Genomic DNA, 16594 nt, shown 5'->3' with positions numbered 1-16594 from the left:
TCCGACGCTCGGCCGGCCCCGCACGCGACCCCGAACGGGCGAACCGGCACCGACACGCCCACCGGCACGTTTCCCGAAACGGACACGGTGGGTAACAGGCTCTCGACCCCGCGGCACGGTGCCGTGAGCGGTCCGGAGGAGACGGTGGTGACGATGAGTGGCTCAGTGGCGGAGCGGGAGCGGAGCGCCGCACCGGGCGGAACCGACCTGCTGACGGTCGGCGTCGAGGAGGAGTTCCTGCTCGCCGACCCGCACACCGGGACCGCCGTACCCGCCGTCGACCTGGTGATGGAGCAGGTGCCGGCCGAGCTGCGCGGTCAGGTGGAACGCGAGTTCCAGACCAGCCAGATCGAGATCGGCAGCCCGCCCGGACTGGACCTGTCCTCGATCCGGCACTCGCTGTCGATGCTGCGCGCCGAGCTGGCCGACGCGGCCGAGCGGGCCGGCGTACGGCTGCTCGCGATCGGCACCGGGCCGGTCGACGGGCCGGTGCCGCCGGTGGTGGACAAGCCGCGCTTCGACCGGATGATCGAGCGGTTCCGGCTGCTGGTGCCCGGCCCCGGGAACAACGGCATGCACGTGCACGTCGGCATTCCCGACCCGGACACCGGCGTGCAGGTGCTCAACCACGTCCGGCCCTGGCTGCCGATCCTGCACGCGGCCACCGCCAACTCCCCGTTCTCCCGGGGGGAGGACACCGGGTACGCGAGCTGGCGCTCGGTGGAGTGGGAGCGCTGGCCGTCCGTCGCGCCCACCCCGTACCTGGAGTCGCACGAGCACTACGAGCGGCTGATCCGGCAGCTCATCGCCAGCGGCGTGATGCTGGACGAGGGGATGCTCTACTGGTACGCCCGGCTCTCCGCGAAGTACCCCACGGTGGAGATCCGCATCGGCGACGTCTGCCCCTCCGTGGACGACGCGGTGCTGGTGGCGGCGCTGGTCCGCGCGCTCGTCGCGACAGCGCTCACCGACATCGACGCCGGCCGTCCGGCCGTCAACACCGACCACCACCTGCTCGTGGCGGCGCACTGGCGGGCCGCCCACGACGGGCTGGAGGGCGAGGGCGTCGACCTCACCGACGGTGAGCTGCGCCCGGCGTGGGAGCTGCTGGACCGGCTGGTCGACCGGCTGCGCCCGGAACTGGAACGGCACGGCGACCTGGACCGGGTGACCGATCTGCTGGGCGGGCTGCGCCGGCACGGCAGCGGCGCGGCGCGGCAGCGGGCGGTGTTCGAACGTACCGGCAACCTCGTCGACGTGGTCGCGGACGTGGCGCGGCAGACCCGTGGCTGAGCGGCCACGCGGCCGTGGCCCGGCGTGACAGGATGGGCGACGTGGCCGAGCGCATGATCGTCATCGGCGGCGACGCCGCCGGCATGTCGGCGGCGTCGCAGGCGCGGCGCCGCCGCGACCGGTCCGACCTGGAGATCGTCGCATTCGAACGAGGGCACTTCACCTCCTACTCGGCCTGCGGCATCCCCTACTGGGTGAGCGGCCTGGTGGAGGATCGGGACGAGTTGGTCGCGCGCGACCCGGCGACCTTCCGCGACGAGTTCGGCATCGAGGTCCGTACCCGGCACGAGGTCACTGCCATCGACCTGGACCGCCGCGAGGTGATCGCACGCGACCTGGACGGCGGCGGCGAGGTCCGCGCCGGTTTCGACACCCTGGTGTACGCCACCGGCGCGTCCCCGGTGCAGCCGGACTGGGCACGCGACGACGTGGCCGGGGTGTTCGGCGTGCAGACGCTGGACGACGGGGCGGCGCTGATCGACTGGCTCGAACGCGAGCCCCGGCCCCGGCACGCGGTGGTGGTCGGCGGCGGCTACGTCGGCGTCGAGATGGCCGAGGCGCTCGTGCAACGCGGGCTCTCGGTGCAGCTGGTGGAGCAGGCCGACCAGCCGATGTCCACAGTCGACCCCGACATGGGCGAGCTGGTGGCCGAGGCGATGCGCGGCACCGGCATCGGCGTCCGCACCGGCCTCACCGTCACCGGCCTCGACGAGCGGGACGGCCGGATCTCCGCGGTGGTCACCGACGAGGGGCCGATGCCGGCCGACGTCGTGGTGCTGGGCCTCGGGGTACGCCCCAACATCGGGCTCGCCGAGGCCGCCGGCCTGCCGATCGGTCCGTCCGGCGCGGTCCGGACCGACCGCCGGATGCGGGTGCCGGGCGTACCGGGCGTCTGGGCGGCGGGCGACTGCGTGGAGTCCCTGCACCGGGTCAGCGGCATGCCCGTGCACATCCCGCTCGGCACGCACGCCAACAAGCAGGGCCGGGTAGCGGGCATCAACATCGGCGGCGGGTACGCCACCTTCCCCGGCGTCATCGGCACCGCCGTCACCAAGGTCTGCGAGCTGGAGGTGGGCCGCACCGGGCTGCGCGAGCGGGACGCGCGGGAGGCGGGCTTCGAGTTCGTCACCGTGCTGGCCCAGTCGACGAACCGGGCCGGCTACTACCCGGGCTCGCGGCCGATGACCGTAAAGCTGCTCGCCGAGCGGCCCAGCGGACGGTTGCTCGGGGCGCAGATCGTCGGGTGGTCCGAGGCGGCCAAGCGGATCGACGCGCTCGCGGTGGCGCTCTGGAACGGCATGACGGTGGACGAGATGACCGCGCTCGACCTTGGGTACGCGCCGCCGTACGCCCCGGTGTGGGACCCGGTGCTGATCGCGGCCCGAAAGGCCGTCGACGCCCTCGCCGCCGCGTAAGGAAGGGCCCCCTGTTAACGCCTCCGGTAGAGGAAGGGCCCCTTCTTAACACCGACACCCGGGTTTGTCGGTGCCCGGCGTTAGCGTGTGCGCGTTGCCGGTCCGGCACTTCCCCTCGGAGGTAAACCCCCATGTCCCAGGAGACGACCTACCTCGAACTGTCCGAGGTGGACGGTGGAGCGCACAAGTTCTACGAGGTGGTGGTCGACGACACCGCGATGACAGTGCGCTACGGCCGGATCGGCGACCAGGGCCAGGTGAAGACGAGCACCTACCCGGACAACGCCCGAGCCCGCGCCGCCGCCGCGAAGAAGATCGGCGAGAAGATCCGCAAGGGGTACGCCCCGGCGGTGCGCGGCGTACGCCAGAAGCGCACCGTGTCGCGCCGGCAGATCGTCAGCACCCGTTCGACCGCCCGCACCGCCCCGGTCCTCTGGCGCTACGCCTCGGGCGCGCCCGCCTTCGGCATCTTCGTCGACGACCGGCACTGCATGGTCGGCAACGAACACGGCGTGATCACCACGCTCGACCACGACGCCCGGCTGGTCAACCAGGTCCGGCTGCCCGACGGGGTGAAGTGCATCGTCGCCGACGACGCCTGGGTCTACGCGGGCTGCGACGACGGAAACGTCTACGACCTGTCCGGCAAGGTGCCCCGCGCGGCGTACGCGATCGCGCCCGAGATCGACATCTACTGGCTGGACATCCACGACGGCGTGCTGGGCGTGTCCGACCGCGACGGTGGCATCTCGGCGATCGACCACGAGGACGAGTTCCTCTGGCGCCGGCCGGGGCGCGGCCGGTCGGCGTGGATGGTGCGCTGCGACGCCGACGCGCTCTACCACGGCCACTCGCAGGGGGTCACCGGCTACGACTGGCGCACCGGGCGCGAGCTGTGGCACACCGGCACCGGGGCGGTGCTGTTCGGCTGGCAGGAGCGGGACGCCGTGTTCGCCGGTACGGGCACCCGCGAGGTGGTGCGCCTGCGCAAGGACGGCCGGGCCGAGCAGGTCTACCGCTGCGACTCCGCGGTCTTCTCCTGCGCCACCGCCGAGTGCGGCCGGTACGTGTTCGCGGGCGACAGCGCGTCCTCGATCTACTGCTTCGACCAGTCCGGCAACCGGCTGTGGAAGCTCGGCACCGGCTGCGGCTCGGCGTACTCGATGCAGTACCACGACAACCGGCTCTACGTGGTCACCACGAGCGGCCACCTGGCCTGCATCGACGCGAGCGAGGCGGCGATCCGGGCGGCCGAGGCGGGCAGCGTGCCCGACGTGGTCGACGTCAAGGCGCCGGCCCGGATGCCCGAGACTGCCGCCTGGACGTCGGTCGAGGTGACCACCGACGACCGCGACGGCGTGCTGGTGCAGTGCGTCGAGCAGGGCGGCCGACTGCGGGTGCACGTGCTCGCCGACGGCTACCGGCGGGACTGGTCGGTGCAGTTCCCCAAGGGCATCCGGGAGCCGGGCGCGCGCTACCTGGTCACCGAGGTCCGCGAGTCCGGCCGGGGCGGCTTCTACCGGGCGTACGGGGACATCCGCAGGCTGCGGTGACAGGTCCTCGGCGGGCCCGCCGCACGCGGCGAGGCGGCGCCGGCCCGGCAGGGACGAGGGCGGCCCGGCGAGGCCGGAGGGCCGCGTCGGGGACAGCGGAGACTCGCCGCACCGGTCAGGATGTGCCGATGCGGTGCGACATTCCCGAAGGGCTGCGCTGGGTCGAGCGGACCGAGACCGGCCGGGCATGGCTCGCGGAGCTGCCCGGCCGGCTGGCCGACTGCGTCGCGCGGTGGGAGCTGACGGTCAGTCCGCCGTTCGCGTACGCGTTCGCGTCGCTGGCGCTGCCCGCGACGCTGCCCGACGGCACCCGGGCCGTGTTGAAGCTCCAGTACCCGGACGACGACAGCGTGCACGAGGCCACCGCGCTGGCGCACTGGGACGGGCGCGGCGCGATCCGGCTGCTCGGGCACGACCCCGGCCGGCGCGCGCTGCTCGTCGAGCGGTGCGACCCCGGCACGCCGCTGCACTCGCTGGCGGCCGACGCGGCGCTGGACGTCGCGGTCGGGCTGCTGCCAGGGCTCGCGGTGCCGGCCGGTGCGCCGTTCACGCCGCTGGCCGAGGAGGCGGCCGGCTGGGCGGAGCGGATGCCTGGCAACTGGCGGCGGGCCGGCCGCCCGTACGAGCGGCGCCTGCTCGACGCCGCGCTCGGGCTGCTCGCCGAGCTGACACCGAGCCAGGGCGAGCAGGTGCTGGTCAACCAGGATCTGCACGCCGGCAACATCCTGGCGGCCGGGCGCGAGCCGTGGCTGGTGATCGACCCGAAGCCGCTCGTCGGCGAGCGGGAGTTCGCCGTGGTGCCGCTGGTGCGCGGCGCGGAGCTGGGCCACTCCCCCGCGGCGGTCCGGCACCGGCTCGACCGGCTCAGCGCCGAGCTGGGTCTGGACCGGGAGCGGGTACGCGGCTGGGCCATCGGCCAGACGGTGGCCTGGAGCATCGGCGGCGACCAGGTCTTCCCCGGCAACGTCGAGGCGGCCCGCTGGCTGCTCGACGAGATGTGACAGCGCCGCCGCGCCCGGAGCGGGCGCAGCGGCAGGTACGCCGAGAGGTCAGCCCGCCTGGCAGGTGGGGCACCAGTAGAGGTTGCGTCCGGCCAGCGCGCCCCGGCTGACCGGGGTGCCGCAGACGTGGCAGGGCGCGCCGGGGCGGCGGTAGACGTACACCTCACCGCCGTGCCTGTCGACGCGCGGCGCGCGGCCGGTCGCCTCCGGCAGGTGCGCGTCGCGCACCGTGTCGATCCGGCCCCGCTCGACCGCGAGGGTCATCAGCGTCACCAGGTCCGCCCAGAGGTCAGCCCAGCCGGCCGGCGTCAGCTCCCGCCCGGGCAGCAGCGGCGGCAGACCGGCCCGGAACAGCGCCTCGGTCACGAAGATCAGGCCGGTGCCGGCCACGACCGACTGGTCGAGCAGCAGCGCGGCCAGCGGGGTGGGGCTGCGGCGGATCCGCGCGTACGCCCGGTCCGGGTCGGCGTCGGCGCGCAGCGGGTCCGGCCCGAGCCGGTCGCGCAGCGCCGCCACCTCGGGCGGGGTCAGCAGCTCGCAGGCGGTCGGGCCGCGCAGCTCCAGCCAGTGCCGGTCGCTGTGCAGACGCAGCCGCAGCTGCCCGACCGGGGCCGGCGGCTCCCCCGGCCCGTCGGCGAACTTCCCGTACAGACCCAGGTGTACGTGCAGCGTCAGCTCGCCCGCGTAGTGGTGCAGCAGGTGCTTGCCGTACGCCTCGGTGCCGTCCAGGACGGTGCCGCTCAGGCGGGCCGCGCCCTCGGCGAAGCGCCCCTGCGGGCTGTCGGCGTGCACCTTGTCGCCCGCGAACAGCTCGGCGTGCCGGGCGGCGAGGCGGTGGATGCTGTGTCCCTCTGGCACAACGGCCAAGCGTAGCCAGCAGACCGCGCCGTCGGCGACGTCGGGTGCCGGGACGGCATTGAATCGACGATCGTCGACTGAAAGACTGGCGGCGGTAGCGCTCGGGAGCCAGTGCGAGCAGCTCGATCTCGCCGGAGGGACAAGCGCGGGGTGATGCGCCACCCCGGTGCCGGGCAGTCGTCTCCGGCAAGTCCGCCGTGCCGCCGCGGCGGCGACATCGCGGTCCACCACCTCCGGCGCCGACCGCCCCCGGCGCCCCCAGCTCGGGAGAGACAGATGCTCCGTACCCTCGGCGCGGCGCTGGCCGCCACCCTCGCCCTGACCGGCCTGGCCGCCTCGGCCGGTGCCGACCGATCACCCGCCGCCACGACGATCACGCCCGCCACCGCGGCGACGCCCACCCCGACGCCCACGTACGCCTGCCCGCCGGCGCTGCCGGTCACCGGCCAGGTGACGGGCGCCACCACCACCAGCGTCACCATCACCTACTGGATGGTGCTCAGCCCGCCCTGCGGCTACGACCCGCCGCTCCTCATCAGCCTCTTCACCAGCCGCGAGGATGCCACCGGGTGGCGCGATCCGGTGGCCGAGGCCGTCACCGGGCCGGAACGGTCGGGCACGGTGACCATCGGCGGCCTGACCCCGGGCACCGAGTACTGGTTCCGGTTCGGCGACACCAAGGGCACGCGGGATCCGTACGTGATCGGCGGACCGGCGCGCACGCTGTCGCTCTGCTCCGCGACGGCCACTATCGACAGCAGGTGGGGCGGCGGCTTCGTCGCCACGGTGACGGTGCGCAACGGCGGCACCGAGCCGGTCCCGGGCTGGCTCGTCTCGTGGCGGTGGTCCGGTGACGAGCGCATCCAGTCGGTCTGGGGCGGGGTGGCCGAGGGCACCGGCCAGGACGCCACGGTCCGTAACGCCTCCTGGAACGGGACGCTGGCGCCCGGCGCGTTGACCACGTTCGGCATGCTCGTGGCGAGCAGCGCGACGCCCGCCACGATCACGCCGGTCTGCGGACGGTGACCGGCGTGCGACGGGCGGCACGGCACGGCGCCACCGGCCGCCTCCTGGCGGCCGGGCTGGCGCTCGCGGTGGCCGTCGCGGTGACGGTGATGGGACCGGCGGCCGCGCTGGCGGCGCCGGTGACGGTCACCAACGGCACCCAGTTCACCGACACCAGCGGCGCCGTGGTGCACGCCCACGGCGGCGGCGTGCTCAAGGTCGGCGACTACTACTACTGGTTCGGCGAGAACCGCAACCCGGACAACACGTTCCGGGCGGTCTCCGTCTACCGCTCCACGGACCTGCGCACCTGGGAGTTCCGCAACAACGTGCTCACCCAGTCGTCGGCGGCCGAACTGCGTGTCGCCAACATCGAGCGGCCGAAGGTCGTCTACAACGCCTCCACCGGCCGGTTCGTGATGTGGATGCACAAGGAGAACGGGTCCGACTACAACGAGGCGCGGGCCGCCGTCGCCTCGTCGGCCACGGTGGACGGGAACTACACGTACCACGGCAGCTTCCGGCCGCTCGGGCAGCACATGTCCCGCGACATCACGCTCTACAACGACAACGGCACCGCGTACATGATCTCGGCCGCCGACGACAACTACGACCTGCACATCTACCGGCTCACCTCGGACTACCTCAACGTCGCCACGCTGGTGGGCAACTTCTGGGACGGCGCGCACCGGGAGGCGCCGGCGATGTTCAAGCGGGGCTCCACGTACTTCCTGCTGACCTCGGGGGCGACGGGCTGGAGCCCGAACCAGGCCCGGTACGCCACCGCGCCGAGCATCTCGGGACCGTGGAGCGGCTGGACCGACGTGGGCAACGGCACCACGTTCAACTCTCAGCCGGCGTTCGTGCTGCCGATCCAGGGCACCTCCGGCACCAGCTACCTCTATCTGGGTGACAGGTGGGCGGGCGCCTGGGGCGGCCCGGCCAACGACTCCCAGTACGTGTGGCTGCCGATCGCCTTCCCGACCGCCACCAGCATGAGCCTGACCTGGTATCCGTCCGTCACCGTCGACACCGCGGCGGGCACCGTCACCGGGAACTCGCCCACGTACCACCGGGTGACCGCCCGGCACAGCGGCCGGGTGCTCGACGTGATCAACGGCTCCACTGCGAACAACGCCGAGGTCAAGCAGTGGGGCTGGAACGGCGGCGGCAACCAGAGGTGGGAGTTCCAGGACGCCGGCGGCGGCTGGTTCCGCCTCGTCAACGCGGCGAGCGGCAAGTGTCTCGACGTCGCGAACGCGTCCACCGCCGACGGCGCCAACATCATCCAGTACACCTGCGGCGGCGGCGCCAACCAGCAGTGGCAGTGGGCCGCGCGCGACGGCTGGTTCCAACTGCGGGCCCGGCACAGCGGCAAGTGCCTGGACGTGGTGAACGCCGGCACCGGCGACGGAGCGGACGTCCAGCAGTACACCTGCGGCGCGGGCACCAACCAGCAGTGGTCACGCACCGTGTCGTGACCGGACGGCACGCCTGAGCGTGCGGAGCGACCCAGGGGTGTCGATTTCGGCACACCTGGGTACTTCCTGCATGTCATGCGCGGCCTCCGCGCCTGGATCAGGAGGTGTCATCGTGAAGATCCTGTCCCGCCGGAACTCTCCGGCGACCAGTACCGATACCAACGGCGACGGCGTGGTCGACGAACGCGACCGGACCGCCGAGCAGCCGGCCGACCGGCCCGTGGTCACCGACCGCGACGAGGAGCGGACCACGTACCGCAGCGCCGCCACCGCGACCGACGACGAGCGCGCCCGGGACGCGGCGACCGACCGGGCCGCCCGCGACCGCGACACGACGGCGGCCACCGACGGCCGGACGGCGGCCACGACGACCGACGGCCGGATCGCGACGGCCGACGACGAGCGGGACGCGGAGGCGCGGCGGCGGGCCGCGGACCGGGGTGCGGCGGCGCGTGCGGTCACCGGCCGCCGGACCGACGCCGACACCGTTCCGGTGACCGACGCGCGGACCGCCGGCGCGGCGCCCGTCGCCGAGCGCACCGCCGACCTGGACCGCGACGGCCGCCCGGACCGCACCGACCTGGACCACGACGGCCGCGCCGACCTCGACCGGGACGGCCGCCCCGACGGTACGGACACCGACCGCGACGGCCGGGTGGACCGGCCCGAGCCGTACACCACGAAGCGTCCCCGGGCCAGCCTGCTCGCCACGCTCGGCCTGATCGTCTCGGTGGTCGGTGCCCTGTTCGTGCTCTCCGGCACGCTCGCCGGGTACGGCATCGGCGTCGGCGCGGCCGGCGCGGTGCTGGCCGTGCTGGGCCTGATCGCCACCCGTCGCCGGCACGTCGCGGGCAAGACCGACGCGCTCATCGGCATCGCTGTCGGCCTGGCCGCCGTGGTGCTCGGCATCGTTGCGATGACCGGCCAGTTCGACTGGCCGACCACCGACGGCGAGTGGGTGGGCCGCTTCCGCGAGTGGCTTGACTCACAGTTTGGCGCCTGGTTCTGACGGGCACTGTCCCGATCGCCGGCAGGGCCGGTCAGCCCGATCAGTTCTGGTGGTTCACCGGCCGGGCAACACCTCTTTCGGGGGCGGCGGTTCGCCGCCCCCGAAGTGTGTCCGGCGTCGGCGCAAGGATCATCCGCCGCTGACCGATTCAACGCAACGATTCGCTGCCGGACGCAACTTCTCGCGGTGGATATCGTCTACCCGGGCCGCATAACGTTGGACCACGGCGCCAGCCCGTGGGCCGACCGTGGCCGGGCGCGCCCGACCCTGGGAGCACGACATGACGATGGACGCCATCCGCCAGCGCTTTCTGATGTGCCGGCCGACGTACTTCGCCGTCGACTACGCGATCAACCCGTGGATGGACCCCACCGCCCCGGTCGACGCCGACCTGGCGATCCGGCAGTGGGAGCAGCTTCGCCGGACGTACCTCGACCTGGGCCACGAGGTCGACCTGATCGAGCCGGTCGCCGGCCTGCCGGACATGGTCTTCGCCGCGAACGGCGGCACCGTGATCGACGGCAAGGCCATGGCGGTGCAGTTCCGCGACCCGCAGCGCGCCGACGAGGCGCCCGCGTACCGGGCCTGGTTCGAGAGCGCCGGCTTCGAGATCTACGACCCGAAGCACGTCAACGAGGGCGAGGGCGACGTCCTGCTGGCCGGTGACCACCTGCTCGCCGGCACCGGGTTCCGCACCGCGCACGCGTCGCACGCCCAGCTCCAGGAGACCTTCGGCTACCCGGTGATCACCATGCAGCTGGTGGACCCTCGCTTCTACCACCTGGACACCGCGCTGACGGTGCTCGACGAGCGCACCGTGGCGTACCTGCCGGAGGCGTTCTCCCCCGGCAGCCGGGCGGTGCTGCGCCGGCTGTTCCCGGACGCGATCCACGCCACCATGGCCGACGCCGAGGTGCTGGGCCTGAACGCGGTGAGCGACGGCCGGCACGTGGTGCTGCCGGCGCAGGCCACCGACCTGGCCGCGAAGCTGCGCGACCGGGGCTACGAGACCATCGGCATCGACCTGTCCGAGCTGCGCAAGGCCGGCGGCGGACCGAAGTGCTGCACGTTGCGACTCCGTCAGGGAAAGGCGAGCAAGTGATCATCGACGACATGCTGCGGACTCCGTCCGCCGTCCGGGACGCGGAGCGTCACACGGCGCACAACTACCACCCGCTGCCCGTGGTGATCTCGTCGGCCGAGGGCGCCTGGCTGACCGACGTGGACGGCCGCCGCTACCTCGACTGCCTGGCGGGATACTCGGCGCTGAACTTCGGCCACCGGCACCCGAAGCTGATCGAGGCCGCCCACGCGCAGCTCGACCGGCTCACGCTGACCAGCCGCGCGTTCATCCACGACCAGTTCGCCGTCTTCTGCCGCGAACTGGCCGCGCTCTGCGGCAAGGACCTGGTGCTGCCGATGAACACCGGCGCCGAGGCGGTGGAGACCGGCATCAAGGTGGCCCGCAAGTGGGGCTACCAGGTCAAGGGCGTCACGCCGGGCCAGGCCAACATCGTGGTGGCGGAGGGCAACTTCCACGGCCGTACGACCACTATCGTCAGCTTCTCCACCGACGAGGACGCGCGCGCCGACTTCGGGCCGTACACCCCGGGTTTCACTGTGGTCCCCTACGGCGACCTGGACGCGCTGACCGCGGCGATCGACGAGAACACGGTGGCCGTGCTGCTGGAGCCGATCCAGGGTGAGCAGGGCGTCGTGGTGCCGCCGGAGGGCTACCTGCCGGGTGTCCGCCGGGTCTGCACCGAGCGCAACGTGCTTTTCGTCGCCGACGAGATCCAGTCGGGGCTGGGCCGCACCGGCGCGACGTTCGCCTGCGAGCACGAGGGCGTCGAGCCCGACATGTACCTGCTGGGCAAGGCGCTCGGCGGCGGCATCGTGCCGGTGTCGGCGGTCGCCGCGAACCGCGACGTGCTGGGCGTGCTCCAGCCGGGCCAGCACGGCTCGACGTTCGGCGGCAACCCGCTGGCCTGCGCGGTCGCGACCGAGGTGGTCCGGCTGCTGGCGACCGGCGAGTTCCAGCGCCGCTCGGCCGAGCTGGGCGAGCGGCTGCACGCCGGGCTGCGGGGCCTGATCGGCAAGGGCCTGGTGGCGGTACGCGGTCGCGGGCTGTGGGCCGGGCTTGACATCGACCCCGCGTTGATGACCGGCCGGCAGGCGTGCGAGCGACTGATGGAGCGGGGCGTCCTCGCCAAGGACACCCACGGCTCGACCATCCGGCTCGCCCCGCCGCTGGTGATCACCGCCGACGAGATCGACCACGCGGTGGCGCAGCTCGCCGCCGTCCTGGCCGGCTGAGGCCGTACGCGACGCGGCTGAGGCCGTACGCGAGAAGGCGCCGGGACCACGACGGTCCCGGCGCCTTCGCATGTGGCCGTTACTGACGCGGCAGCCGCATCGCCATGGTCGGCGCCTCGGCCATCACCGAGTTCGGGGTGTACTTGGCGTCGCTGCTCATGGCACCGGCGCGACCCACCTGCACGCCCGGGTACAGCTCGATCAGGTCGCCCTCGGCGAGCACCCGGGACTGCTGCGGCGCCAGCGCGATCCGCTCGTGCTCCGCCATCGAGCCACCGGGGCGTACGCCGGAGCCGTTGGTGCTGGTGTCGGTGACCACCACCTCGCCCACCCGCAGCTCCAGGCGGATGTGGCTGCGGCTGATCCAGCGCCGGGCCTCGTCGTTGAGCCACTGGCCGAGCGTCACCCCGCCCGGCCCGTCCGGCGCCCGGCCGACCGCGACGGGCTCGGTCTCGGTGAGCACGAACCGCTTGCGGACCAGCCCGCCGATGCGCACCGCGAGCACCTCGGTACGCGGGCGCGGGCCGGCGTCGGAGAGCCGCGTACCGTGCCGGGGGCAGGTGGGCGCACCGGTACGCAGCGTGGGCGGCGGCTGCTCGGCCGGCACCCGGTCCACCGCGGCCAGGTCGGCGAAGGCGCCGCCGCCCCCGCCGAACAGCGCGCAGCCCGGCTCCGGGCACCGCCACTTCCGGGTGAGCAGCTTGACCCCGGCCGGGGAACGGCTGCCGGTGGCCGGGTCCTGGCCGCCACCGACGTGCGCGATGAAGACCGGCCCGCCGGCGCCGGGCACCGGGGCGAGCACGCGGCCCGCCTGCCCGATCCACGGGTACCGCCCGACGACCCCGTCGAGCCGCGCCCGGGTGAGCACCGGCAGGCCGAGCAGGTCGGCCACCTCCAGCATCCGGTCACCGGGCTGGTCGAGCACCTCCACCAGGCCGTCATCGGCCCACCGGCGCACCACCATCCGCTCGTTGGAGGTCAGGTCGGCGTCGGACAGCAGTGCCCGGTGCACGATCGCGTAGACCGGGACGCTGTCCTCGCCGATCTGCCGGGACAGCGCGTCGATCACCATGCCGAGCCGCAGCAGGCTGGCCGGGCGTCCGCCGTCCAGGTTCTGCCAGCGGATCACCTCGGCCAGGTCGACCACGGCCCGGGCCAGCGACGGATCGGTGCAGACCCGACCCTCGATGGCGTCGAGCACCTTGCTGATCTCGAATCTCATGCCGCAGCTCCGCACGATGTCGTCCCGTGACGCGGCCGGGGCCGTCCGGCCCGCCGCGCCGCGCGCCACCACCGCGGCGCGCCCTCCACCATGCGACGACCCTACCGGCCACCTCCGTCGGCGGCCTCGCCGCGCACTGCGGAAACGGGAGCACGGCGTCGGGCGGGTGCCGATACATTGATCGTCCGGCCCCGGTGGGGGCCCTTTCACGGAGGAACATCACTGATGACGAAACGACGGCTGGCGACCACGGGGGTCGCGCTCGTCGCGGTGCTCGGCCTCGGTCTGACCGGATGCGGCGACCGGACCGGAACGGGCGCGCCAGCCGAACGGGCCGCCGCTGCGGGCTCCGCGAGCCCGGCGACGACGCCGCGTGACGAACTGACCGCCGCCATCGGGAAGCTCAACGAGCAGACGCTGCGGGTCGAGCTGGACTCGGCCATGCTCACCGCGCACGGCGTGACCGACCCGCGGGCTCGCACCATGCAGACCACCCTGACGATGGCCGCCTTCGGTGAGGTGCGCATGCTGGTCATCGGCACCGACACCTGGGTCAAGTTCGACGGCACGCTGGGCGAGCAGCTCGGCGGTTCCCGGAAGTGGCTGCGCATGGACACCGGCGACGGCGTGATGCCGGTGGACGACCCGGGCGGGGTGAAGAAGCTGCTCGCGGCAGTGGTCGACGTCCGCAGCTCGGGTGACCGCGCGTACGCCGGGACACTCGACTACACGCGCAGCGGCGCCAACGCGAAGGCGCTCACGGCGGCGGGCGACAAGGCGAAGGCGCTGCCGTTCACCGCGACCGTCGACGAGCAGGGGCGCCTGAGCACCTTCAAGCTGGACATGACGCCCATCGACGCGTCGCTCGAGCAGATGTCTGTCACCTACTCCGAGTACGGCACGCCGGTGCGGCTGAGCCCGCCCGCACCAGGTGCGGTGGAGGAGGCACCGGCGGCGATCGCCGCGGCCTTCTCCGGCACCCGGATCTGACCCGGCGCCGGGCGGGGGCGCCCCACTCGCCCCCGCCCGGGCCCGCCGCGCTCAGGCCGCGCGCAGCGGCCGGCCCACGTCGTGCAGGTGCGCCAGGGCCTGCCGGTACGACTCGACCAGCCCGGTCTCCGCGTACGGGACGCCCTGCTCGGCGCAGTACGCCATGACCAGCGGCCGGGCCCGGCGCAGGTTGGCGCGCGGCATGTTCGGGAACAAGTGGTGCTCGATCTGGTAGTTGAGCCCGCCCAGCGCCAGGTCGACGAACCGGCCGCCGCGGACGTTGCGCGAGGTCAGCACCTGCTTGCGCAGGTAGTCCAGCTCGTCGTCGGCGGTGGGCATCGGCATGCCCTTGTGGTTCGGGGCGAACGAGCAGCCCATGTAGAGCCCCCACAGCCCCTGGTGCACGGCGACGAACAGCAGCGCCTTGGCCGGGGACATGACCGCGAACAGCAGACCGAGGTAGCCGGCGGCGTGCGCGGCGAGCAGGAGCGCCTCCACCGCCCGGTGCCGCATCGGCACCCGCCACCGCCCGTCCGGCTCCCGACCGACGAGCGCCTGCACGCTCGCCACGTGCAGCGCCAGCCCTTCCAGCAGGAGCAGCGGGAAGAACAGCCAGGCCTGACGGCGGGCCATCCACCGGCTCAGGCCGCGCGTGGCCATCGCCTGCTCGTACGTCCAGACCAGCGCGCCCGCCCCGACGTCCGGGTCCTCGTCGGTGTGGTTCGGGTTGGCGTGGTGCCGGTTGTGCTTGTCGACCCACCAGCCGTAGCTGAGCCCGACCGCCAGGTTGCCGGCGACCAGCCCGGCCGCCTCGCTCGGGCCACGCCGGCGGAACATCTGCCGGTGCCCGGCGTCGTGGCCGAGGAACGCCACCTGTGTGGTCGCCACCGCCATCACCACCGCCAGCGGCACCTGCCACCACGAGTCACCGACGAGTGCCACCACGACCCAGCCGGCCGCGAACGCGCCGAGCGTGAGCGCGATCCGCAGCGCGTACCGGCCGGGCCGCCGCTCGAACAGCCCCGCCTCGGCGATCCGGCGGGACAACCGCGCGTAGTCGCTGCCCCGCCGTGCCGCGGGTTCCGTCGCCGTGGAAGAAGTCATGTCGCCCCCGATGCCGCGAGCCACGCTCCGTACGCGACTCTCCGTCACCGATTCTGGCGATGATCGTCGCCGTGGGTAATCCCGCAGACCCCCGGCTCAGGGGTGGTGCTGTCCCTACCCCTCCGGGCCGGCGCGACGCAAACGATCTTCATCACACCGCGGCGGCCCCTCTCGCCGGTGGGCGCACCCCCTCTGACCAGCTAATCTGTACGTAAATACGAGGGATTCTCATCCGAACGGCCAGGGTGCAGGCCGCACGGTCATCGACAGACGGGAGACAGCGCGGTGCGTGGATTGACGGACAAGGTGGTGCTGGTGACGGGCGGCGGCTTCAGCCCCGACCAGGTGGGCTCCGGACTCGGCATGTCGATGTGCGTCGAGCTGGCCGCCGAGGGCGCGAAGGTCGTCGTCTCCGACCTCTCCATGGAGCGCGCCGAGGCGACGGTCACGCGCGTCAAGGAAGCCGGCGGCGACGCGGTGGCGGTGGCGGCCGACGTCACCGACGAGGACTCGGTGCGCGCCATGGTGAGCGCCGCCCTCGACGCGTACGGGCGCATCGACGTGCTGGTGAACAACGCCGGGGTGTTCGGCGCGTACGTGCCGTTGCTGGAGATCGAGAACAAGCAGTGGGACCTGGTCATGGAGGTCGACCTGAAGGGCGTCTTCCTGGTGACGAAGGCGACGCTGCCGCACATGCTGGAGCGCGGCAAGGGTGTCGTGATCAACGTGTCGTCGGCGTCCGGCGTGGTCGCCAGCGAGGTCGGCGCGGAGTACACCACCGCCAAGCACGGCGTCATCGGGCTCACCAAGCAGATCGCCTACGACTATGGCCACCAGGGCATCCGCGCGGTCGGCATCGGCCCCGGCGTGATCAAGACCGCCGCCTTCGAGGGCGCGGAGATCACCAGCGACTTCCCGTTCTACGACCTGACCATGCAGGCGCCCGCCGGCCGGTACGGCGAGCCGCACGAGATCGCCCGCGCGGTCTGCTTCCTCGCCAGCGACGACGCGTCCTTCATCCACGGCCACACCATCCCGGTCGACGGTGGTTCGCCGATCAGGTGAGGCACGAGCCGCGGTCACCGAAGCAGGGTGGCATATGTGGACATGATGAGGGGCGCAGCCATGCCTGGTGCGCCCCTCATCAGTCATTCAGACCTTGTCCAGACCCATTCTGATCCAACGTCGAGCTGCCTGCTCCCATGTCACCTTCTGGAACATGGCAGCTTTCCGAATAGCCTCGTCCCAACTGAAGATCTTGACGCTCTGCCTGCTTTCCAGACCGTCTTGCGACGAGATTCTCAAGTAGTATTCCGAATCTCTTCCGACCTGACCGGTTACCCTGTC

The 16594-nt window shown here is 72.9% G+C and carries 14 protein-coding genes; 11 read left to right on the top strand and 3 right to left on the bottom strand.

What is annotated here, in order from left to right:
- The first annotated feature begins 144 nt into the window (after nt 1-144).
- The 4 genes from O7607_RS17485 (at nt 145) to O7607_RS17470 (ending at nt 5262) form a co-directional block, all read left to right on the top strand.
- A complete protein-coding gene (locus O7607_RS17485; RefSeq protein ID WP_269707007.1) occupies nt 145-1293 on the top strand; it encodes a carboxylate-amine ligase in 1149 nt (382 codons plus the stop codon).
- Nucleotides 1294-1334: 41 nt separating this feature from the next.
- Nucleotides 1335-2708 carry an FAD-dependent oxidoreductase gene (locus tag O7607_RS17480; RefSeq protein ID WP_269704285.1) on the top strand — a complete coding sequence of 458 codons (1374 nt, stop codon included), beginning with the start codon at nt 1335-1337 and terminating at the stop codon, nt 2706-2708.
- A gap of 131 nt (nt 2709-2839) precedes the next feature.
- Nucleotides 2840-4261, top strand: coding sequence for a WGR domain-containing protein (locus O7607_RS17475; RefSeq protein WP_269704283.1), 1422 nt, complete (start codon nt 2840-2842; stop codon nt 4259-4261).
- A gap of 128 nt (nt 4262-4389) precedes the next feature.
- On the top strand, nt 4390-5262 hold the full coding sequence (locus O7607_RS17470) for an aminoglycoside phosphotransferase family protein (RefSeq protein ID WP_269704281.1): 873 nt from the start codon (nt 4390-4392) through the stop codon (nt 5260-5262).
- A 48-nt stretch (nt 5263-5310) separates the two neighbouring features.
- Here O7607_RS17470 and O7607_RS17465 read toward each other — a convergent pair whose 3' ends face one another.
- Nucleotides 5311-6120: an Fpg/Nei family DNA glycosylase gene (locus O7607_RS17465; RefSeq protein ID WP_269704279.1), complete on the bottom strand. Its 810-nt coding sequence runs from the start codon at nt 6118-6120 to the stop codon at nt 5311-5313.
- 276 nt (nt 6121-6396) lie between these two features.
- Between O7607_RS17465 and O7607_RS17460 the strand changes: the two genes are divergently transcribed.
- The 5 genes from O7607_RS17460 (at nt 6397) to rocD (ending at nt 11931) form a co-directional block, all read left to right on the top strand.
- Nucleotides 6397-7146: a cellulose binding domain-containing protein gene (locus O7607_RS17460; protein ID WP_269704276.1), complete on the top strand. Its 750-nt coding sequence runs from the start codon at nt 6397-6399 to the stop codon at nt 7144-7146.
- Between the two features lie 5 nt (nt 7147-7151).
- Nucleotides 7152-8606, top strand: a complete 1455-nt coding sequence (locus tag O7607_RS17455) for an RICIN domain-containing protein (RefSeq protein WP_269704273.1) — start codon at nt 7152-7154, stop codon at nt 8604-8606.
- A gap of 112 nt (nt 8607-8718) precedes the next feature.
- Nucleotides 8719-9615 (top strand): DUF4190 domain-containing protein, encoded by an 897-nt coding sequence (locus tag O7607_RS17450; protein ID WP_269704270.1) that lies wholly within the window; start codon nt 8719-8721, stop codon nt 9613-9615.
- Nucleotides 9616-9901: 286 nt separating this feature from the next.
- The gene (gene ddaH, locus O7607_RS17445; protein ID WP_269707006.1) at nt 9902-10717 is read left to right on the top strand and encodes a dimethylargininase; all 816 of its coding nucleotides are present in this window, start codon (nt 9902-9904) and stop codon (nt 10715-10717) included.
- Nucleotides 10717-11931, top strand: coding sequence for an ornithine--oxo-acid transaminase (rocD, locus tag O7607_RS17440; protein ID WP_269707005.1), 1215 nt, complete (start codon nt 10717-10719; stop codon nt 11929-11931). Before ddaH ends, rocD begins: the two co-directional genes overlap by 1 nt.
- 79 nt (nt 11932-12010) lie before the next feature.
- Here rocD and O7607_RS17435 read toward each other — a convergent pair whose 3' ends face one another.
- Nucleotides 12011-13153 (bottom strand): FHA domain-containing protein, encoded by a 1143-nt coding sequence (locus O7607_RS17435; RefSeq protein WP_269704268.1) that lies wholly within the window; start codon nt 13151-13153, stop codon nt 12011-12013.
- Nucleotides 13154-13378: 225 nt separating this feature from the next.
- Here O7607_RS17435 and O7607_RS17430 point away from each other — a divergent pair, with 225 nt between their 5' ends.
- Nucleotides 13379-14143, top strand: coding sequence for an LppX_LprAFG lipoprotein (locus O7607_RS17430; RefSeq protein ID WP_269704266.1), 765 nt, complete (start codon nt 13379-13381; stop codon nt 14141-14143).
- Nucleotides 14144-14194: 51 nt separating this feature from the next.
- Here O7607_RS17430 and O7607_RS17425 read toward each other — a convergent pair whose 3' ends face one another.
- Nucleotides 14195-15247 (bottom strand): fatty acid desaturase family protein, encoded by a 1053-nt coding sequence (locus tag O7607_RS17425; RefSeq protein ID WP_269704264.1) that lies wholly within the window; start codon nt 15245-15247, stop codon nt 14195-14197.
- Nucleotides 15248-15532: 285 nt separating this feature from the next.
- Between O7607_RS17425 and O7607_RS17420 the strand changes: the two genes are divergently transcribed.
- Nucleotides 15533-16312, top strand: coding sequence for an SDR family NAD(P)-dependent oxidoreductase (locus tag O7607_RS17420; protein ID WP_269704262.1), 780 nt, complete (start codon nt 15533-15535; stop codon nt 16310-16312).
- Nucleotides 16313-16594: the final 282 nt, after the last annotated feature.

The sequence above is a fragment of the Micromonospora sp. WMMA1949 genome (assembly GCF_027460145.1).
GTDB lineage: Bacteria > Actinomycetota > Actinomycetes > Mycobacteriales > Micromonosporaceae > Micromonospora.
Note: the sequence above shows the minus strand (reverse complement) of the source record. Positions and strands in the feature narration are given on the sequence as shown.

Excerpts from the sequence above, each read along its gene's own strand:
- O7607_RS17475 (WP_269704283.1), top strand. The coding sequence starts at position 2,840 with ATGTCCCAGGAGACGACCTACCTCGAACTGTCCGAGGTGGACGGTGGA.
- O7607_RS17470 (WP_269704281.1), top strand. The coding sequence starts at position 4,390 with ATGCGGTGCGACATTCCCGAAGGGCTGCGCTGGGTCGAGCGGACCGAG.
- O7607_RS17460 (WP_269704276.1), top strand. The coding sequence starts at position 6,397 with ATGCTCCGTACCCTCGGCGCGGCGCTGGCCGCCACCCTCGCCCTGACC.
- ddaH (WP_269707006.1), top strand. The coding sequence starts at position 9,902 with ATGGACGCCATCCGCCAGCGCTTTCTGATGTGCCGGCCGACGTACTTC.
- O7607_RS17435 (WP_269704268.1), bottom strand. The coding sequence starts at position 13,153 with ATGAGATTCGAGATCAGCAAGGTGCTCGACGCCATCGAGGGTCGGGTC.
- O7607_RS17430 (WP_269704266.1), top strand. The coding sequence starts at position 13,379 with ATGACGAAACGACGGCTGGCGACCACGGGGGTCGCGCTCGTCGCGGTG.
- O7607_RS17425 (WP_269704264.1), bottom strand. The coding sequence starts at position 15,247 with ATGACTTCTTCCACGGCGACGGAACCCGCGGCACGGCGGGGCAGCGAC.